Origin of the sequence: Pseudomonas sp. S30_BP2TU TE3576 (genome assembly GCF_050436025.1) — a bacterium.
Classification (GTDB): domain Bacteria; phylum Pseudomonadota; class Gammaproteobacteria; order Pseudomonadales; family Pseudomonadaceae; genus Aquipseudomonas.
This window is the reverse complement of the sequence record NZ_JBNDLK010000001.1, coordinates 4,472,957-4,491,292: the sequence shown is the minus strand read 5'-3', so window position 1 is coordinate 4,491,292 and position 18,336 is coordinate 4,472,957. Positions and strand designations below refer to the sequence as shown.

General features: G+C 60.8%; 18 protein-coding genes. 8 read left to right on the top strand and 10 right to left on the bottom strand.

The annotated features are described in order from the left end of the window. Positions 1-70: 70 nt before the first annotated feature. The 3 genes from ABIA48_RS20515 to ABIA48_RS20505 all read right to left on the bottom strand — a co-directional run bounded on the left by ABIA48_RS20515 (position 71) and on the right by ABIA48_RS20505 (position 4,474). Complete coding sequence (locus tag ABIA48_RS20515) at positions 71-1,174, bottom strand: ABC transporter substrate-binding protein (RefSeq protein ID WP_007986100.1); 1,104 nt, start codon at positions 1,172-1,174, stop codon at positions 71-73. Between the two features lie 217 nt (positions 1,175-1,391). Continuing rightward, on the bottom strand, positions 1,392-2,840 hold the full coding sequence (locus tag ABIA48_RS20510) for an aldehyde dehydrogenase family protein (RefSeq protein ID WP_429490935.1): 1,449 nt from the start codon (positions 2,838-2,840) through the stop codon (positions 1,392-1,394). Beyond that, the gene (locus tag ABIA48_RS20505; protein WP_429490933.1) at positions 2,837-4,474 is read right to left on the bottom strand and encodes a 5-guanidino-2-oxopentanoate decarboxylase; all 1,638 of its coding nucleotides are present in this window, start codon (positions 4,472-4,474) and stop codon (positions 2,837-2,839) included. The genes ABIA48_RS20510 and ABIA48_RS20505 overlap by 4 nt, the downstream gene beginning before the upstream one ends. A 159-nt stretch (positions 4,475-4,633) precedes the next feature. Between ABIA48_RS20505 and ABIA48_RS20500 the strand changes: the two genes are divergently transcribed. Further along, positions 4,634-5,515 (top strand): LysR substrate-binding domain-containing protein, encoded by an 882-nt coding sequence (locus ABIA48_RS20500; protein WP_429490931.1) that lies wholly within the window; start codon positions 4,634-4,636, stop codon positions 5,513-5,515. 115 nt (positions 5,516-5,630) lie between these two features. Here ABIA48_RS20500 and ABIA48_RS20495 read toward each other — a convergent pair whose 3' ends face one another. Together ABIA48_RS20495 and ABIA48_RS20490 are read right to left on the bottom strand one after the other, a co-directional pair. Continuing rightward, positions 5,631-6,245, bottom strand: a complete 615-nt coding sequence (locus ABIA48_RS20495) for an NAD(P)-dependent oxidoreductase (protein WP_429490930.1) — start codon at positions 6,243-6,245, stop codon at positions 5,631-5,633. A 188-nt stretch (positions 6,246-6,433) separates the two neighbouring features. Then, complete coding sequence (locus ABIA48_RS20490; protein ID WP_429490928.1) at positions 6,434-7,318, bottom strand: MBL fold metallo-hydrolase; 885 nt, start codon at positions 7,316-7,318, stop codon at positions 6,434-6,436. 114 nt (positions 7,319-7,432) lie between these two features. On the opposite strand from ABIA48_RS20490, the gene ABIA48_RS20485 reads away from it, so the two are divergent. Next, positions 7,433-8,338 (top strand): LysR family transcriptional regulator, encoded by a 906-nt coding sequence (locus tag ABIA48_RS20485; protein ID WP_429490926.1) that lies wholly within the window; start codon positions 7,433-7,435, stop codon positions 8,336-8,338. Between the two features lie 205 nt (positions 8,339-8,543). Then, on the top strand, positions 8,544-8,720 hold the full coding sequence (locus tag ABIA48_RS20480; RefSeq protein WP_007986083.1) for a hypothetical protein: 177 nt from the start codon (positions 8,544-8,546) through the stop codon (positions 8,718-8,720). A 9-nt stretch (positions 8,721-8,729) separates the two neighbouring features. Here the strand turns inward: ABIA48_RS20480 and ABIA48_RS20475 are convergent, their stop codons facing one another. Continuing rightward, positions 8,730-9,626, bottom strand: a complete 897-nt coding sequence (locus ABIA48_RS20475; RefSeq protein ID WP_429490924.1) for a helix-turn-helix domain-containing protein — start codon at positions 9,624-9,626, stop codon at positions 8,730-8,732. A gap of 190 nt (positions 9,627-9,816) precedes the next feature. Between ABIA48_RS20475 and pobA the strand changes: the two genes are divergently transcribed. Next, positions 9,817-11,001: a 4-hydroxybenzoate 3-monooxygenase gene (pobA, locus tag ABIA48_RS20470; RefSeq protein WP_429492893.1), complete on the top strand. Its 1,185-nt coding sequence runs from the start codon at positions 9,817-9,819 to the stop codon at positions 10,999-11,001. Positions 11,002-11,079: 78 nt separating this feature from the next. Then, positions 11,080-12,597, top strand: coding sequence for an MDR family MFS transporter (locus ABIA48_RS20465; RefSeq protein WP_429490922.1), 1,518 nt, complete (start codon positions 11,080-11,082; stop codon positions 12,595-12,597). A 138-nt stretch (positions 12,598-12,735) separates the two neighbouring features. On the opposite strand, the gene ABIA48_RS20460 is transcribed toward ABIA48_RS20465, so the two are convergent. The 3 genes from ABIA48_RS20460 to ABIA48_RS20450 form a co-directional block, all read right to left on the bottom strand. Then, complete coding sequence (locus ABIA48_RS20460; RefSeq protein WP_429490920.1) at positions 12,736-13,608, bottom strand: ATPase; 873 nt, start codon at positions 13,606-13,608, stop codon at positions 12,736-12,738. 117 nt (positions 13,609-13,725) lie between these two features. Further along, positions 13,726-14,718: an NAD-dependent epimerase/dehydratase family protein gene (locus tag ABIA48_RS20455; protein WP_429490918.1), complete on the bottom strand. Its 993-nt coding sequence runs from the start codon at positions 14,716-14,718 to the stop codon at positions 13,726-13,728. Positions 14,719-14,814: 96 nt separating this feature from the next. Then, positions 14,815-15,714 carry a LysR family transcriptional regulator ArgP gene (locus ABIA48_RS20450; RefSeq protein WP_007986070.1) on the bottom strand — a complete coding sequence of 300 codons (900 nt, stop codon included), beginning with the start codon at positions 15,712-15,714 and terminating at the stop codon, positions 14,815-14,817. 96 nt (positions 15,715-15,810) lie between these two features. On the opposite strand from ABIA48_RS20450, the gene ABIA48_RS20445 reads away from it, so the two are divergent. The 3 genes from ABIA48_RS20445 to ABIA48_RS20435 all read left to right on the top strand — a co-directional run bounded on the left by ABIA48_RS20445 (position 15,811) and on the right by ABIA48_RS20435 (position 17,582). Next, positions 15,811-16,212 (top strand): ACT domain-containing protein, encoded by a 402-nt coding sequence (locus ABIA48_RS20445; protein ID WP_429490916.1) that lies wholly within the window; start codon positions 15,811-15,813, stop codon positions 16,210-16,212. Between the two features lie 6 nt (positions 16,213-16,218). Further along, positions 16,219-16,821, top strand: coding sequence for a LysE/ArgO family amino acid transporter (locus ABIA48_RS20440; protein WP_116262036.1), 603 nt, complete (start codon positions 16,219-16,221; stop codon positions 16,819-16,821). Between the two features lie 164 nt (positions 16,822-16,985). After that, entirely contained in the window at positions 16,986-17,582 is a 597-nt protein-coding gene (locus ABIA48_RS20435; RefSeq protein WP_007986065.1) for a superoxide dismutase, read from the top strand. A 183-nt stretch (positions 17,583-17,765) separates the two neighbouring features. Here the strand turns inward: ABIA48_RS20435 and ABIA48_RS20430 are convergent, their stop codons facing one another. Continuing rightward, the gene (locus tag ABIA48_RS20430) at positions 17,766-18,032 is read right to left on the bottom strand and encodes a DUF6124 family protein (RefSeq protein WP_429490914.1); all 267 of its coding nucleotides are present in this window, start codon (positions 18,030-18,032) and stop codon (positions 17,766-17,768) included. Positions 18,033-18,336: the final 304 nt, after the last annotated feature.

The following is an 18,336-nucleotide window of genomic DNA, read 5'->3' as shown; positions in this document are numbered from 1 at the left end:
CCGCATTCGCGAGCAAGCCCGCTCCCACATTTGATTTGTGGTGCTTCAAGGGCTTGCGAGCGTCACTCGATCAGGAAGAAAAGATTTCCGTGTAACGACGAATCCATTGGTCATGCACGGTCGCCAGGAAGGCGTTGTCGTGCATGATCGCCTTCTCGGCAATCTGCTCCGGCGTAAGGATGTACGGGCTCTTGCGCGCTTCGGCGGAGATGATCGCCTTGGCGTTGACCGGGCCGTTGTAGATGTCTTCAGCCATCTTGCCCTGCACCAGCGGGTCCAGAGAGTGGTTGATGAAGGCGTAGGCCATGTCGGTATCGCCCGGACGATTCTTCGGCATCACCGACAGCATCAGGTCGGTGTAGAAACCTTCCTTCATGCCGAAGGTGGCGCCCAGACCGTAGTTCGGATCGCGGATCTGTTTCGGGAAGAAGGCTGGCGCGTACAGGCCACCCATGTCCAGGGAACCGGTGCGGAACAGCTCGGCGATCTGGTTCGGGTTTTCACCCAGGGTCACCACACGATCTTTCAGCTCGGCGAGTTTCTTGAAGCCAGGCTCGATGTTGTGCTCGTCACCACCGGCCAGTTTGGCGGCGATGATGATCAGGTCCATCGCCTCGGTCCAGTTCGGCGGCGGCAGGAAGATGTTCGGGGCCAGTTCCGGGTCCCACAGGGCCGCATAGCTGTCCGGCGCTTGTTTCTGGGTGCGGGTGCTGTAGACCAGGCTGTTGCACCACAGCAGGTAACCGATGCCGTGACCGTTGGCGCCGGTGCGGTATTTCTCCGGTACATCGACCAGGTTGGGAATGCGGTTGAGGTCGGGTTTTTCCAGCAGGTTGGCGGCGGCCAGACCTTCGGCGCCGACGCCTGCCAGAGTGATGATGTCGTACTGCGGACGATCACCGCCGGCCTTGAGTTTGGCGACCATTTCCGAGGTACTGCCGGTGCGGTCAGCGATGACCTTGCAGCCGTACTTGTCTTCGAAAGTCGCGGCGATGTTGCGCAGTGCAGCCAGGCCGGTGTCATCGGACCAGGTCAGCAAACGCAGGGTCTTGCCGGCAAAACGTGTGTCGCTGGCATTGGCCTTGATGAACGGCATGCTCATGGCTGCCGCTGCAACCGAGGCTACGCCCACGGTCTTGATAAATTGACGTCTGTTCAGATCATGCTCGCCCATTACGGACTCCCTTTGTTTTTGTAGGTATAAGGCAGGTCGAAACTGTTGCATCCGCGCGACCGGACCAGCGTTATCCCTCGTATTTTCGGGGGCTTGGCTGAACCAGCAAGTTCATCCTGAGGTCGTGTAAAACACCTGACTATCGATAAAAACTCATTGAAGCCATGACGCCAGCGCATGCCTCATCACGATGCATGCGCTCACCTTTTTCGTGCCTTCAGACGGCCCGAATCACGTGTTTGATTTCCTGGAAAGCCTGCAAGCCCCACGGCCCCAATTCGCGGCCGATGCTGCTCTGCTTGTAGCCGCCCCAGGCGGTCTGCGGGAAGATCACCTGCGGTGCGTTGATCCACACAAGCCCCGCCTGCAAAGCGTTGGCGACGCGGTCGGCGGTCTCGGCATTGCGCGTCACCACACTGGCGACCAGGCCGAACTGGCTGTCGTTGGCCAGGGCAATCGCTTCGGCTTCCGAGGCAAAACTGCGCACGCAAATCACCGGGCCGAAAATCTCTTCACACCACAACGCACTGTCGAGGGGCACTTCGGTGAAAACCGTCGGCTGCAAAAAATATCCGCGCGGCAGGTCGGCTGGGCGATTGCCACCGCAAACCAGTTTGGCGCCGGCACTCAAACCGCGATCGATGTGACCGAGCACGCGCTGGTATTGCGCCTGATTGACCAGCGCGCCCATTTCCACGTTCGGGTCGAACGGGTCGGCCACACGAATGGCTTCGGCACGGGCCTTCACCCGGCTCAGGAATTCATCGGCCAGCTCATCGGCCACCAGCACGCGGCTGGTGGCGGAACACATCTGCCCGGCGTTGAAGAAACCACCGCCGCAGGCCACTTCCACCGCCAGGTCGAGATCGGCATCGGCCAGCACCAGCAGCGATGATTTGCCGCCCAGTTCCAGGCTCACGCCTTTGACGGTTTCCGCCGCCCGCTGCATGACCTGCACGCCAACGGCGTTGCTGCCGGTGAAGGAAATTTTCGCGATCCGCGGATCTGCCGACAATGGCGCGCCAACGGCCAGGCCGGTGCCGCACACCAGGTTGAACACGCCCGCCGGCAAACCGGCTTGAGCAATGATCGTTGCCAGTTCCAGCTCTGGCAGCGGCGTGACTTCCGAAGGCTTGAGCACCACACAGCAACCGGCGGCCAGGGCCGGTGCGAGCTTCCACGCGGTGGTAACCATCGGGAAGTTCCACGGCACGATCAAGCCGACTACACCGCAAGGTTCGCGACGCAGGCGAGCGCTGAAATCATCGGTTGGCAGTTCGATGGCGCTGTCCTGCTTCGCGTCCAGCCCTTCGGCCAGACCGGCGTAATACTCGAACGTGGCGATCACGTCATCGACGTCGATCGCCGCTTCGAATTGCGGCTTGCCGTTGTTGCTCGACTGCAAGTGCATCAATTTTTCACGCTTGGCCTGCACGCCCACGGCGATTTTGCGCAGGATGGCAGCGCGTTCGGCACCCGTGGTTTTCGACCAGTCGGCGAACGCCTGGGTCGCCGCGCTCACGGCTTGAGCAACAGCGCGCTCATCGCCGCCATTCACCGTGGTCAACAGGGCTTCGGTCGCCGGATTGATCACGCGCAGGTGCTCGTTACCGGCCGACCATTGGCCGTTGATGTACAGGCCATCCAGTGTCGTAGGGAGCATCATTGCGACACCGCCTGCATCCACTTGGCCTGGTCGATTTCAATCAGGGTCGGGCCCTGGCGATCGGTGGCCATACGCAATGCGCCACGCAGTTGCTCGACACTGCTGATCGCTTCGGCCGCACAACCCAAGGCCTTGGCCACACCGATGAAGTCCGGGGTGTAGATGTCCACGCCGACCGGCTCGATGGCGCGGTTGACCATGTATTTCTTGATCTCTTCGTAGCCCTGGTTATTCCACAGCAGCACGATCACCGGGGTACGCGCTTCGACGGCGCTGGCCAGTTCCGGCAGGGTGAATTGCAGGCCGCCGTCACCGATCAGGCACACCACCGGCGGGCGCGCAGCGTTTTCAGCGCTGCCGCCGAGCCAGGCGCCAATCGCCGCCGGCAAGGCGTAACCGAGAGTGCCGTAACCGGTGGACGAGTTGAACCAGCGACGCGGGCGCTCAGGGTTAAAGGTCAGATTGCCGGTGTACACCGGCTGGGTCGAATCGCCGACGAACACCGCGTTCGGCAGTTCGTGCAGGACGGTTTCGAGGAAACGGGTCTGGGCCAGGGTCGGTGCGTCCCAGGTCGCGGCCAGGTCTTCACGCAGGCGAGCGGCGCGTACCTGGCCCCAATCGTTGCGGCGTTCGGCCAGGGATTTGTGCGACAAGGCGCTGAGCAAAGCCTGGGCGGCGTTGCGCGAGTCGGCCACCAGCGCCACGTGCGGCGGGTAGTTGCGCACGGTCTGGTCCGGGTCAATGTCCACGCGCAGCAGTTGCCCAGGAATCTCGAAGCCACCGGCGAAGGTCACGTCGTAGTCGGTCTCGGCCAGTTCGGTGCCGATGGCCAAGACCACGTCGGCCTCGGCGACCAGCGCACGGGTGGCGACCAGGCTCTGGGTCGAGCCGATCAGCAGCGGGTGGGCGGAGGCGAGCATGCCCTTGGCATTGATGGTCAGGGCGACCGGCGCGTCCAGCAGCTCGGCCAGCTCAGTCAGCTCGGCCGCCGCGTCGATGGCACCGCCACCGGCGAGAATCAGCGGACGCTTGGCGTTGGCCAGCAATTCGGTCATGCGCGACACGGCACTCGGCGAAGCACCGGCGCGGTCAATATTGACCGGCAGGCTGGCGAGCAGGTCATCGGCTTCTTCAACCAGAACGTCCAGCGGAATTTCAATGTGCACCGGACGCGGACGACCCGCCTGGAACAGCGCAAAGGCGCGGGCCAACACACCCGGCAATTCCGACGCCGACATCAGGGTGTGGGAGAACGCCGCCACACCGGCACACAGTGCGCCCTGGTTCGGCAGCTCATGCAGCTTGCCGCGACCGCCGCCCAACTGGCTGCGCGATTGCACGCTGGAGATCACCAACATCGGGATCGAATCGGCGTACGCCTGGCCCATGGCGGTGGTGATGTTGGTCATGCCAGGGCCGGTGATGATGAAGCACACACCCGGTTTGCCGCTGGTGCGGGCGTAGCCGTCGGCCATGAAGCCGGCGCCCTGCTCATGGCGCGGCGTGACGTGGTTGATGCTCGAACGGGCCAGCCCGCGATACAGCTCCACGGTATGAACCCCCGGAATGCCGAACACCTGCTCGACTCCGTAGTTTTCGAGTAACTTGACCAACACTTCGCCGCACGTCGCCATGTCTTTGCCCTTTTTGTTCGTTTGAGACGCCGGGCCTGCGCTGTGTTTATGATGGATTCGCAGGCCCGGGAATAGCCTCATTGGAACGGGCGACACGTAGCCGCAACAATGGATAAAAAGTCATACTAGCCATGTCCTCACGTCATACCTTGGATCCCAATGAAACGACTGCCTCCCCTGCCGGCGCTGCACACTTTTCTGATTACCGCGCAGTGCTGCAATTTCACCCGGGCCGCCGAACAACTGCACATCACCCAGGGCGCGGTGAGTCGGCAGATCGCCGGGCTGGAAGACCATCTGGGTTATGAGTTGTTCATCCGCCAGGCCCGAGGCCTGGACCTGACAGCCGAGGGACGGGAATGGCTGCCACGGGTCCAGCAGATTTTCGGCCTGATCGACGAAGCGGTTGAGCAGATCGGCGAGAAGCGCGAAACCCTGCAGCTCAAGGCACCGACCTGCGTCATGCGCTGGCTGCTGCCGCGTCTGTTGCAATGGCAAAAGGAACGCCCGGACGTGCCGGTGGAACTGACCACCACGGTCAAGCACGGCGTGGATTTTCATCGCGAGCAGTTCGATGCGGCAGTGATGTACGGCGCACCGCCGGACGATTCATTGATGTCACAAAAACTCTTCGATGAACAACTCACGCCGGTGTGTTCCAGACCGATGCTCGAAGGCCCCATGCCTCTGCAAAATCCGGCCGATCTGCAACAACACCTGTTGCTGCACCCGACTCGCGACGAGCGGGACTGGAAGGCCTGGCTGAAAGCCGCGGATGTGCATTTGACCAATGTCGGCAAGGGCCAGCATTTCGAAACCCTGGACCTGGCGATGTCGATGGCGTCCCAGGGAACGGGTGTGGCGATTGGCGATTGGTCGCTGATCGGCGATGACCTGAATGCCGGGCGGCTGGTCATGCCATTCGAATTGAAGGTGACAACGGGACTGGCGTATTACCTGGTGTTCCCCGAAAAACCCGGGCCTTCGCCGAAGTTGCGCGAGTTGATGGGCTGGTTGGTAGAGCAGGCGCAGAGCCGCTGAAAAGCTTCGCGAGCAAGCCCGCTCCCACAGTAGATCTCTTGTGAACGCAGTGTTTGTGTACGACGTTGATCACATGTGGGAGCGGGCTTGCTCGCGAATGGTTTAAGCCACGCCATCAATACCCGACTGTAAAGCGCTGCCGCGAATGCTTCGGCGCTTCCACTTCGTCGAACAGCGCAATCGCATAATCGGCGAATGTGATCCAGCTGCGCCCTTCACTGCTCACCAGCAAATCATCCTGGCCGATGCGGAATTTCCCGCTGCGCTCGCCTTCGACAAATTCGGCCGATGGCGACAGGAAGGTCCAGTCCAGTTCCCTTTCCTGTTGCAGGCTCCCCAGGAACTCGGCACCGGCGCTGGCTTCGGCTTTGTACGCGTCCGGAAAACCTTTGCTGTCGATCACCCGCGTTCCGTCAGGCAACAACAGCGAACCGGCACCGCCCACTACCAGCAAGCGTTTTACCCCGGCCTCTTTCACCGGCCCGACGACAGCGCTGGCCGGTAGCGTGGCGAAATGCGCCGCGCTGATTACCACGTCATGCCCCTTGACGGCAGCTTGCAGTGCAGCGGCATCGAGGGCGTCGACGTTCTTGCTGACCACACCGGCACGCTGGCCGATTTTCGCCGTGTTGCGAGCGATGGCGGTAACGCTGTGACCGCGACGCAGGGCTTCTTCCAGCAGTTGGCTACCGGCACGACCGGTGGCACCGATGATTGCGATTTTGCTCATGACATACTCCAGTGGATGACAAATTTGAAAAGCAACGCGGCCTATTGTGGCGAGGGGGCTTGCCCCCGTTCGGCTGCGCAGCAGTCGTAAAACCTGTGCTTAGGGTGTGACTAAAGGAATGCAGGGGAGTGCTTCGCACTCCAACGGGGGCAAGCCCCCTCGCCACAAAAAAGCATCACAGCATCAACTCATTCACCCCACTTCATCTCGCCCTTGGCGACTTTGGCGCTCAGCTCCAGGGAGCTTTCGTCACCCAAGCTCGGGAAACGCTTTTTCATCGCGGCGATCAGTGCTGAAGAATCCTTGGCCTTGGCGGTTTCTTCGTCGAAAGCCTTGATGTAATCGGCTGTGAACTGCACCGCAGCGAGGGCATGGTTGCCGTCGCCAAGGTAATGACCCGGCACCACGGTTTGCGGTTTCAGGGTTTCAATGGAATGCAGCGTCGTCAGCCAATCGGCATGGGACTTCGACGTTTGCGTGTCGGCCATCCAGACGTGGATGTTTTGCGCCACCACGACACCGCCGACCACCGCCTTGATCGACGGAATCCACACAAAGCTGCGATCCGGCTGCGGCCCCTCAAGACCGACCACCTGCAACCTCTGCCCTTCGAGCATCAGGCTGTCGCCCTTGAGCACGTTCGGCACGATGGTTTTGGCCGGTACATCGGCCCCCATTTTCGGGCCCCAGAACGCCAGTTTGCCGTCGACGGTTTGCTTGATGTGGTCAACCGTCGGCTGCGAAGCGAGGACCCTGGCCTTGGGGAACGCGGCCGTCAGGGTATCGAGGCCGAAGTAGTAATCCGGATCGCCGTGGCTGATGTAGATGGTGGTCAGTTGCTTGCCGCTGGCGCGGATTTTTTCCACCACCTGTTCTGCCTGGGACTTGCCGAATTGTGCATCCACCAGGATCGCTTCTTTTTCGCCGCTGACCAGCACCGAGGTCACCGGGAAGATGGCTTTTTCGCCGGGGTTGTAGACATCCAGCGTCAAGGTCGAGGCGGTTGCATGGGCGGCGAATCCGAGGGCGGCGCTTGCCAGTAATACGCGCTTGAGGGTGGTGAAACCGATCATCTGTTGCTCCGTTGTCCGAATGCCTTGTTTGGCGATGGAACAGAGCTTAGTTGCCTGACTCAGTACAAAAAATGCGATGCTTGGACATAGTTTGTTTCTGAAAGCGGGCAAATCATGGATCGTCTTCAAGCAATGCGCGTGTTCGTCACGGTAGTCGACCTCGGCAGCCAGTCGGCCGCTGCCGATCATCTGGAGCTGTCCCGGCCGGTGGTGTCGCGGTATCTGGCGGAACTGGAAGACTGGGTCGGCGCGCGGCTGATGCATCGCACCACTCGCAAATTAAGCCTGACCGCCGCCGGTAACGAGATCCTGCCCCGATGCCGGCAAATGCTCGACTTGTCCAGCGACATGCAAGCCGCCGTCAGCGAGCCGGATGACGCACCGCGCGGCCTGCTGCGGATCAGCGTCAGCACCTCGTTCGGCCAGGCGCAACTGGCCGATGCCATGGCCGCTTACGTCAAACGTTACCCCGGCGTCAGCATCGACATGCAGATGCTCGACCGCACCGTGAACCTGGTGGATGAGCGCATCGACCTGGCGATCCGCACCAGCAACGACCTGGACCCGAACCTGATCGCCCGCCGCCTGACGGTTTGTCGCTCGGTGATTTGCGCGTCCCCCGCTTACCTGCGCGAGCACCCGGCGCCGCAACGGGTCGAGGACCTGAGCCTGCACAATTGCCTGACCCATTCCTACGTCGGCAAAAGCCTCTGGCATTTCGAGCAGGATGGCGAACAGGTTTCAGTACCGGTGCAGGGCAACATCAGCGCCAACGAGGCCAGCACGCTGTTGCGCGCAACGATTGCCGGTGCCGGCGTGGCGATGCTGCCCACGTACCAGGCCGGCGTGCACATTCACAGCGGCGAGTTGATTCGCCTGCTGCCGGCGGCCGAACCCCGGCAAATGAACGTGTACGCGGTGTATGCCTCGCGCAAGCACATGCCGGCCGCATTGCGCAGCCTGCTGGATTTTCTGGTACTGAGATTTCCGCAAGAACCGGCGTGGGATATCGGCCTGTAACCCGATCAAAATGTGGGAGCGGGCTTGCTCGCGAAGAGGTCGGTACATCCGATGCAAATCTTGCGCATGAAATACCGCTTTCGCGGGCAAGCCCGCTCCCACAGGGGGCATCAGTGTTCTGAATACCGCGCTATTGCTGGCAACCCATCGGCGCTGACCTATGCTCAAAGTAATACCGAAGGGTATTCGTTCAGAGGTCAACGCCATGAACATCAGAACAAGAAGATACCTCGCGATCTTCATCACCTGCGCGGTCACGCTCGGGTTGTATGGCGCTGCCGCCTGGCGTGTCGAGCAACTGCGCAACCTGCCCCGTGAATACGCCAGCTGCAACTTCGAGCGCTGCATCCCTCACAACGCGACCCTCAACGCCCTCCGGTAACGAAGGGGGTCAGGCTTCGTTGTCCTGATCGGCCTTCAAGCGGTCGCGGAACGCCTTGGGCGAAATCCCCACGCGACGTCGGAATAGGCGCGTGAAGTTGGTCGGATCGGAAAACCCCAACACGTCGGACATTTCATAAATGGTCATGCTGGTGTAGGTCAGCAAACGCTTGGCCTCCAGCAATTGCCGTTCGTGCATGATCTGCAACGCCGGTTGCCCCGCCAGCTCACGACAGGTGCCGTTGAGGTGGGACACGGAAATCCCCAGCCGGTGCGCCAGGTCCTCGACCTTGACGTGCTGGCGATAGGTCTCTTCCACCAGTTGAATAAAGCCGTTGAGGTATTCCCGGGCCCGCTGCGGTCGCGCCATGGCGGTGCGACGCTGGATCACCTGGCGGCTGACCCACACCACGATCACACTGACCAGCGAATGCATGAGCATTTCCCGCGCCGGTTGATGGCTGGTGTATTCGCTCTGCAAGGCACTGAACAGGCTGTTGAGGTACTCGGCATCCTTGCCTGCCGGGTAACTTTCGGCTTGGGCCAGGGCATTGACCGATTGCCCCAACTGCATCTGCAAGTGGGCGATCAGCGGCGCGGCCAGGGTCACGACAAACCCTTCCACGTCCTCGGAAAAGCGAAAGCCGTGCACCGATAGCGGTGGCAGGATCTGGATCGCCGGTTCAACCAGTTGCGTACGTTTGCCTTCGATTTCAAGCTCTGCCTGACCTTTGAATACGAAGAGCAACTGGCACAAGTCCGCGTGGCGGTGGGGTTTGATTTCCCAATGATGTTCGCGACTGCGTTTGGAAATGGTTTCACAGTGCAGCAAGTCCGGGGTCGGCCAATCCAGGCTTTCACCGTAGAGCTTGAACACCGGAATCGAAGGCAGGTCAGGCTTGTTCATCACTTCAATCCAGGCCTCGGAATAGATGACGGGCGATAATCGCACCGATTGGCAGAATGTACAGCTATCCGCTCAGTTTTCACCTTCAATTGACAGACCCGCAAGGGAAAAATGCAAGCACTCGATCCATAAAAATCATTCACCGGCCCTGGTCGCGTGAAGCTTGCGAGTCATAAAAACAATGAAAACGCTGAAAACTCAGGTCGCCATCATTGGTGCCGGCCCTTCAGGCTTGTTGCTCGGTCAATTGCTGCACAACGCCGGCATCGACACCCTCATTCTAGAACGTCAGTCCCCGGACTATGTACTCGGCCGAATCCGCGCCGGCGTGCTTGAACAAGGCATGGTAGAGCTGTTGCGTCAGGCCGGTGTGAGTCAGCGCATGGACGCCGAGGGACTGGTCCATGGCGGTTTCGAGCTGGCTCTCGACGGGCGCCGGGTAAACATCGATCTACACGCCCTGACGGGTGGCAAAACGGTGATGATCTACGGCCAGACCGAGGTCACCCGCGATCTGATGGCCGCTCGTCAGGAAGCCGGCGCACAGACGATTTATCAAGCAGACAAGGTCGTCCCCCACGGCCTGAAAACCGATGAAGCGTTTGTCACTTTTGAGAAGGACGGCGAAACCTGGCGACTCGATTGCGACTACATCGCCGGTTGCGACGGCTTCCATGGCGTGGCGCGGCAATCGATCCCCGCCGAAAGCCTGAAAATCTTCGAACGGATCTATCCCTTCGGCTGGCTCGGGATTCTGGCCGATACCCCGCCGGTCCACGATGAACTGGTCTACGCCCGCCATGAGCGCGGTTTTGCGTTGTGCAGCATGCGCTCGCCGACACGCACCCGTTATTACCTGCAAGTGCCCACCAGCGATCATGTCGACAACTGGTCGGATCAACGCTTCTGGGACGAACTCAAGTCGCGATTGCCGCAGGCGCTGGCGGACAAACTGGTCACCGGCCCGTCCATTGAAAAAAGCATCGCGCCGCTACGCAGCTTCGTGGTCGAACCCATGCAGTACGGCCGTCTGTTCCTGGTCGGCGATGCCGCGCACATCGTCCCGCCCACCGGCGCCAAGGGCCTGAACCTGGCGGCCAGTGATGTGAGTACGCTGTTCAACATCCTGCTCAAGGTTTATCGCGAAGATCGCCTTGATTTACTCGAGAAATACTCGGAAATCTGCCTGCGCCGGGTGTGGAAGGCCGAGCGGTTTTCCTGGTGGATGACCTCGATGCTGCACCGTTTCGAGGAGCACGATGCGTTCAGCCAGCGCATTGCCGAATCGGAGCTGGAGTATTTCATCGACTCCGAAGCGGGTCGCAAAACCATTGCAGAAAACTATGTCGGGCTTCCTTACGAGGCTATCGAATAGCTTCCTACCGACTTACACTGGCGAGCACTACCGCTCGCCTTGCTGCTTGCGGGTCAATTACTGCCCACAGGTTTTCCCGTGACCAATCTCCACCAGCCTGAAACGCCCAAACCGGCCATTCGCAGTGTGCTGATCGCCCTGATGCTGGCGATCTTTCTCGGGGCACTGGACCAGACCATCGTCGCCGTCTCGATGCCGGCCATTTCCGCGCAATTCAAGGACGTCAGCCTGCTGGCGTGGGTGATTTCCGGCTACATGGTGGCCATGACCGTGGCGGTGCCGATCTACGGCAAACTGGGCGACTTATACGGGCGGCGCAAACTGATGTTGTTCGGTATGGGCCTGTTCACCCTGGCGTCGGTGTTCTGCGGCATGGCCCAGAGCATGGAGCAACTGGTACTGGCGCGGATCTTCCAGGGCATCGGGGCCGGCGGGATGATCTCGGTCAGCCAGGCGATCATCGGTGACATCGTGCCACCGCGCGAACGCGGTCGTTATCAGGGCTATTTCAGCAGCATGTACGCGGTGGCCAGCGTGGCCGGCCCGGTGCTCGGCGGCTACATGACCGAATATCTGTCGTGGCGCTGGGTATTTTTGATCAACCTGCCGCTGGGCCTGGGTGCCTGGCTGGTGGCCTGTCGCACGCTGGTGGGGCTGCCGATTCCGCAACGCAAACCGATCATCGATTATCTGGGCACCGTGCTGATGATCATCGGGCTGACGGCGTTGTTGCTGGGTATCACGCAGATCGGTCAGGGCCATTCGTGGCGCAGTGCCGAAGTGCTGGCACTGCTCGTTTGTGCGGTACTCGTGCTGGGGCTGTTCGTCGCCCACGAGCGGCGGGCACGGGAGCCGTTGCTGCCTATGCATCTGTTCGCCAACCGCAATGCGATCCTGTGCTGGTGCACGATTTTCTTCACCAGTTTCCAGGCCATCTCGCTGATTGTATTGATGCCATTGCGCTTCCAGAGCGTCACCGGCGCCGGTGCCGGCAGCGCCGCCCTGCACCTGCTGCCGCTGGCCATGGGGTTGCCGATTGGTGCGTATTTCGCTGGCCGCCGCACCTCTGTGACCGGACGCTACAAACCGATGATCCTCACCGGTGCCGCAATGATGCCCATTGCGATTCTTGGCATGGCGTTCAGCCCGCCGCAGGCCTTCGTCGTGAGCAGCCTGTTCATGTTGCTCTGCGGGATTTCCTCGGGCATGCAGTTCCCGACATCGTTGGTGGGCACGCAGAATTCGGTGGAACAGCGGGACATCGGCGTGGCCACCAGCACCACCAATCTGTTCCGCTCGTTGGGTGGTGCGGTCGGCGTCGCATTGATGTCGGCGCTGCTGCTGGCGCTGTTGCAGGATTCAAGCTTCGCGCACCTGACCGGCTCGTCGCTGATTGCCGAGGGCCGTTCGGGGAATGTGTTGCTGGACGGCTTGAACGCCGCACCGGGCGACGCGCAGAACGCCTTGCGCGCCGAGTTGTTGCTGACGTTCCGGCACTTGCTGACGGTCAGTGCGGTGGTGTCGTTGCTGGGGCTGGCGGCGGCGATTGCCATGCCGAATATGTTGTTGCGCGGGCGCGAGGACAGGGTTCGTTAGACAGACCGTGTTGCCTGTAATCGCGAGCAAGCTCGCTCCCACAATGATCTGTGGTGTACACAAACGCTGCAATCACTGGAGATCCAATAATGAGGCTTGTGTGGCGAGGGAGCTTGCCCCTCGCCACAAGTGCTCGTATTACTGCCGGGCGCGCAGTTGCTGCTGCAGGTTCTGGATCTGCGCTTGAAGGGTGTTGATATTGCGGGTGACCTGGCTGCGGAATGCATCGAACTCGGCGGTGTTGGTCGAGCCCTGTGCGGCGGCCGGACGGTTATCCTGCTGGCTCTTGAGCACGATCATGTCTTGCTCGAGACGCTCGATGGCCGCGCCCGGGTTGCCTTGCTTCTTCAGCGCGACGATATCGGCGCCCAGGCTTTTCAGCTGTGCATCGAGTTTTTCCGCGTCGGACGGGGCACTTTTCAGGGTGGCCAATTCACCACTCAAGGCTTTGACCTGGGCCTGCAACTGCGTATTGGCTGCCTGATGTTCAGTGTCCCGGGCAGTCAGCTGCGCCAGGCGTTTGTCCAGTTCGGTGGTTTGCGCGGTCATTTGTGCCAGGCGCTTGTCCAGGTCCGAGGCCTGGCCGGCAACACCTTGTTGCTGTGCGCTCTGGTCCTGGAGTTTGTTTTCCAGCTGGCGAATTTGTAGCTTCAAGGCTTCGCTGTCGGTGGTGACGTTGGTCTGACTGGCGACAACTTTTCCGGAAATATCCTGCAAGCGCCCCGCTGCTTCCTCACTGATTCGCGCGAAACTTTCCTGGGTCGCCACCAATTGCTGTTCCATCAGGGAAATCTGCTGAAAGCTCCACCAGGCCAGGACCGCGAACGCAATGACCAGCGCCCCGACCAACGCCCAAAGGGGGCCGGTGCTCGCCGCCTTGACCTTCACCACCGGCGCCGGGCGCGAATGCACGACCGTGCGGGCAGTGGGCGGAAAATCGTCGTCGAGAACGTCTGCACGCAGGCTCGGTACATCGTCGAAGTCGTCGTTGGCATCGTTTCGCATGGACATTGAGTCAACCTTAGTGAATCACATAATGGCTTTATGCCGCGCAGTATAAACCCCACAGCCGTAACCATTGACCCCGAAGCCCCGTTTCCGGTTCAGTCAGGGGTCGTTGTTCGAGCGTCACCGATTAGCCTGGGCCTTCCACCAGCCACAGAACTCATCGAGCGCCGTCCAGAGGCTGACCTTGGGATCGTAATCCAGATAATGCCGGGCGCGGCTGATGTCCAGGGTGAAATTTTTGTTCATGACCTGCATGCCCAGACGCGACAGCGTCGGTTCGGGTCGCCCCGGCCACATCTTGCACACACCCTCGTTGAGCGCCGCCACGCTGTAGGCCAGGCCGTAGGAACGGTAGCGGGTTACCTGTGGGACTTCCATGTTGCGCATGACGTAATTGACCACGTCCCACAACGGAACCGGCGTGCCGTTGCTGATGTTGTAAGCCTTGCCCAGCGCAGAACCGCTGGCCAGCAAACTGCTGAGCAACGCCTCGTTAAGGTTTTGCACGCTGGTGAAGTCAACTTTGTTCAGGCCGTTGCCGATGATTGCCAGGCGCCCCTTGCGCTGCATGTTCAACAGGCGCGGGAAGATGCTCATGTCGCCGGCCCCGGTGACGAAACGCGGGCGCAGGGCCAGGGTTTCGAGGCCGAACTCCTGGGCACCGAAGACTTTTTGCTCGGCCAGGTACTTGGTGGCGGCGTAAGGGTGCTTGAAGCGCTTGGGCACCTGCTCTTCGGTCAGGCCCAGGTGATCGCGACCATCGAAGTAGATCGACGGCGACGACAAATGCACCAGCCGCCGAACCCGTTGCTTCAGGCACGCTTCGACCACGTTCTCGGTGACCTGGACGTTGCCCTGATGGAAGTCCTGATAACGTCCCCACAAACCGACGGCACCGGCGCAATGCACCACGGCCTCGACGCCCGAACACAGTCCACGCGCCAGTTCCGGGTCGCTCAAGTCACCCTGGATGAACTCGGCTCCGCGGCGTACCAGATGCTCCACACTCTCGGCCCGGCGACCGTTGACCCGCACGTCCAGGCCCTGCTCCAGGGCAAAGCGCGCAAAGCGCCCGCCGATGAAGCCGCTTGCGCCGGTAACCAGAATCTTCATGAATTGCTCCTACAGATGCAGCTACAAGCTTAAAGCTACGAGCTGCAAGTTAAATCGAGTGCGCAAGCGCTTCACTTGCGGCATGCAGCTTGACGCTTACTGCTGCTCCAAGGGCACCAGCCATTGCTTTGATACGCGTACCAATTGATCGGTGAGCAGACCCAGCAACTGGCCGCCATTGCGCCAATGATGCCAGTACAGCGGCACATCGATCGGCTTATCTGGCAGCAACTCCTGCAATACGCCCCTTTCCAGTTGCTCACGCACCTGCAGTTCCGGGACCAGGCCCCAGCCGAGCCCGGCTTCCGTCAGCCGAATGAAACCTTCGGAGGACGGGCATAAATGGTGTTCGAAACCACCCTCGACACCCAGGGACGCAAGATACCGATGCTGCAGGAAATCGTCCGGGCCAAACACCAGCGCCGGGGTACGGGCCAACTGATCGGCGCGTACGCCTTGTGGAAAATGCCGGGCAATAAAGGCCGGGCTGGCCAGTGCACGGTAACGCATGGCCCCCAGCAACACACTGCGCGCCCCCGCCACCGGGCGCTCGCTGGCACAGACGCAGGCCGCCACTTCACCGGCGCGCATGCGCTTGAGGCCGACGGTCTGGTCTTCGACCACCAGATCCATCAACAGATGTTGTTCCGCGCAAAACGCCCCCACGGCCTGCGCCCACCACGTGGCCAGGCTGTCGGCGTTGAGGGCGATCCGCAGGCGTTCGGGCAGGCCCTCTTCATCCAGCGCCGGCACCAGGCTTTGCAAATCCCGTTCAAGCAAGCGCACCTGCTGCACGTGGTTGAGCAGCCGCCGACCGATTTCCGTCGGTGTTGGCGGCGTGGCTCGTACCAGCACCGGCTGGCCAACCCGCGCTTCCAGCAACTTGATGCGCTGGGAAATCGCCGATTGCGACAGGCCCAGCACCTGGGCTGCCCGCTCAAAACCGGCCTGCTCAACCACGGCCGCGAGGGCAGAAAGCAATTTATAGTCGAACATCAGTTTTCCTAATGAGCGATCAGCAAGATTGGTTTTTCTTATACAGCCTTCACAACGACAATGACCAGCAAGAACTCTTGAACAAGGATCACCCACATGGCTGGCGAAACTTCATTGGCAACACTGCTGCGCAGCATGAGCCCGCAACTCAACGCCGGCGAATACGTGTTCTGCACCCTGCGCGACGGCAGGTTGCCCACGGGTCTGGAGATTGTCGGCAGCTTCCGCGAGCAGGAAGGCCTGACCGTTATTCTCGAACGCTCCTACGCCGAAAAGGCCGGATTCAGCTTCGACTACGTCGCCGCCTGGATCACCTTGAACGTGCATTCGGCCCTCGAAGCGGTCGGCCTGACCGCCGCGTTCGCCACGGCACTTGGCCAGGCTGGCATCAGCTGCAACGTGATTGCCGGCTACTACCACGACCATTTGTTTGTCGGCCAGGCCGACGCCGACCGAGCCCTGCAAGTGCTGCGGGATCTGGCAGCCAACGCGGAGTAAAAAATCATGTGGCAAAGTTATGTCAACGGGCTGCTCGTGGCCTTCGGCCTGATCATGGCGATCGGGACCCAGAATGCGTTTGTCCTGGCGCAAAGCCTGCGGCGTGAGCATCACCTGCCGGTGGCGGCGCTGTGCGTGGCCTGCGATGCCTTGTTGGTGGCCGCCGGAGTGTTCGGCCTGGCGACCGTACTGGCACAAAATCCGACGCTGTTGGCGATTGCCCGCTGGGGCGGCGCAGCGTTTCTGTTGTGGTACGGCAGCCAGGCACTGCGTCGGGCCTTTTCGACACAGAGCCTTGAGCAGGGCGAGGGGCAGACCGTACGCTCGCTGCGGGCGGTCATGCTCAGTGCGTTGGCGGTGACGCTGCTCAACCCGCACGTCTATCTGGACACCGTTTTGCTGATCGGCTCCCTCGGCGCACAACAAACCGAGCCGGGAGCTTATGTCGTGGGCGCGGCCAGTGCCTCGCTGCTGTGGTTCTTCACCCTGGCGCTCGGTGCGGCATGGCTGGCACCGTGGCTCGCCCGCCCCAGTACCTGGCGAATTCTCGATCTGTTGGTGGCGGTGATGATGTTTGCCGTAGCGCTGCAGTTAATCGCAGCCATCTGATTCGCGGAACCTCTATTCCACACAGTTGTTGCGTGGTTATGCCGTCCCCCCGGTGCTATGATCCGACTCCCTGCGCCGCAAAGAGTACAAACTCCCCGGCGCTTGTCTGGCCGCCCGTGATCGGCCTTGCGCTCACCGCAACTGACCTGATTAGGAGAATCATCATGGCTTTCGAATTGCCGCCGCTGCCGTACGCACACGATGCCCTGCAGCCGCACATTTCCAAGGAAACCCTAGAATACCACCACGACAAGCACCACAACACCTATGTCGTGAACCTGAACAACCTGGTGCCAGGCACCGAGTTCGAAGGCAAGACCCTGGAAGAAATCGTCAAGACTTCCTCGGGCGGTATCTTCAACAACGCCGCACAGGTCTGGAACCACACTTTCTACTGGAACTGCCTGGCGCCAAACGCTGGCGGTCAACCAACCGGCGCACTGGCTGAAGCCATCAACGCAGCGTTCGGTTCGTTCGACAAGTTCAAGGAAGAGTTCAGCAAGACTTCCATCGGCACCTTCGGTTCCGGCTGGGGCTGGCTGGTGAAGAAGGCTGACGGTTCCCTGGCCCTGGCCAGCACCATCGGCGCCGGCAACCCGCTGACCAACGGCGACACCCCGCTGCTGACCTGCGACGTCTGGGAACACGCTTACTACATCGACTACCGCAACCTGCGTCCGAAGTATGTCGAAGCGTTCTGGAACCTGGTCAACTGGAAATTCGTGGCTGAGCAGTTCGAAGGCAAAACCTTCACCGCTTAAGCTCGATGCCAGTCAAAAAACCCGGCTTTTCAGCCGGGTTTTTTATTGCCCGGGATTTTCAGCGTTCGGCAGGGCCCCTTCGCGAGCAAGCCCGCTCCCACATTTGATCTGTATACGACTCGATCCAGTGTGGGAGCGGGCTTGCTCGCGAAGAACGATAACGCGGTCAACCTGACTGAATACCTATCCCTGCGGATCGACGTTATCCAACGCACGATTCACCGCCAGTTCCGCCAGCATGATGATCTGCGCAATGGCCAGCGCCGTGTTGCGATGAGGGCCGGTCAGGAAGGTGGCGAAATCACTCGCCATGACATTGGCTGAAGCCAGTGATTCACAGGCGTGGGCAAGAAGGCTTTCAGTGTCCATGTCGGGGACGATCATGAACATGGTGCGGGGGCTGTAGGGTTTGGTGGTGCTGCTGGGGGGATCGGGGATTAATTTGTCCATAAAACCATTCCTCTAACGCTGTGGCCACCACTTGCCGTTTCTCACGCGGTGAAGAGGTGGCAGCTATGTGCGAGGTGAGAAACCGGTATGGACACCCGGGCCAGACCTAAGTCTGCCCGCACACAGCTGCCATGACGCATTTACAGACAGCGGAATAGCTGGCGGCGATTATGCGTGCACAGGCTCTGGATGACCATAAGTAGCCGGGTTCTCACACCCGATCGCTGAGTTTTCAGCGACAACCAAAGGCTATTCAGCCCGCTTCCGACGGACAACCTGAAAACTGCGTGGGAAACTTCTGGCG

Excerpts from the sequence above, each read along its gene's own strand:
- ABIA48_RS20435 (WP_007986065.1), top strand. The coding sequence starts at position 16,986 with ATGGCTTTCGAATTGCCGCCGCTGCCGTACGCACACGATGCCCTGCAG.
- ABIA48_RS20500 (WP_429490931.1), top strand. The coding sequence starts at position 4,634 with ATGAAACGACTGCCTCCCCTGCCGGCGCTGCACACTTTTCTGATTACC.
- ABIA48_RS20450 (WP_007986070.1), bottom strand. The coding sequence starts at position 15,714 with ATGTTCGACTATAAATTGCTTTCTGCCCTCGCGGCCGTGGTTGAGCAG.
- ABIA48_RS20515 (WP_007986100.1), bottom strand. The coding sequence starts at position 1,174 with ATGGGCGAGCATGATCTGAACAGACGTCAATTTATCAAGACCGTGGGC.
- ABIA48_RS20455 (WP_429490918.1), bottom strand. The coding sequence starts at position 14,718 with ATGAAGATTCTGGTTACCGGCGCAAGCGGCTTCATCGGCGGGCGCTTT.
- ABIA48_RS20505 (WP_429490933.1), bottom strand. The coding sequence starts at position 4,474 with ATGGCGACGTGCGGCGAAGTGTTGGTCAAGTTACTCGAAAACTACGGA.
- ABIA48_RS20485 (WP_429490926.1), top strand. The coding sequence starts at position 7,433 with ATGGATCGTCTTCAAGCAATGCGCGTGTTCGTCACGGTAGTCGACCTC.
- ABIA48_RS20460 (WP_429490920.1), bottom strand. The coding sequence starts at position 13,608 with ATGTCCATGCGAAACGATGCCAACGACGACTTCGACGATGTACCGAGC.
- ABIA48_RS20510 (WP_429490935.1), bottom strand. The coding sequence starts at position 2,840 with ATGATGCTCCCTACGACACTGGATGGCCTGTACATCAACGGCCAATGG.
- ABIA48_RS20430 (WP_429490914.1), bottom strand. The coding sequence starts at position 18,032 with ATGGACAAATTAATCCCCGATCCCCCCAGCAGCACCACCAAACCCTAC.
- ABIA48_RS20440 (WP_116262036.1), top strand. The coding sequence starts at position 16,219 with ATGTGGCAAAGTTATGTCAACGGGCTGCTCGTGGCCTTCGGCCTGATC.
- ABIA48_RS20495 (WP_429490930.1), bottom strand. The coding sequence starts at position 6,245 with ATGAGCAAAATCGCAATCATCGGTGCCACCGGTCGTGCCGGTAGCCAA.
- ABIA48_RS20490 (WP_429490928.1), bottom strand. The coding sequence starts at position 7,318 with ATGATCGGTTTCACCACCCTCAAGCGCGTATTACTGGCAAGCGCCGCC.
- ABIA48_RS20480 (WP_007986083.1), top strand. The coding sequence starts at position 8,544 with ATGAACATCAGAACAAGAAGATACCTCGCGATCTTCATCACCTGCGCG.
- ABIA48_RS20445 (WP_429490916.1), top strand. The coding sequence starts at position 15,811 with ATGGCTGGCGAAACTTCATTGGCAACACTGCTGCGCAGCATGAGCCCG.
- ABIA48_RS20475 (WP_429490924.1), bottom strand. The coding sequence starts at position 9,626 with ATGAACAAGCCTGACCTGCCTTCGATTCCGGTGTTCAAGCTCTACGGT.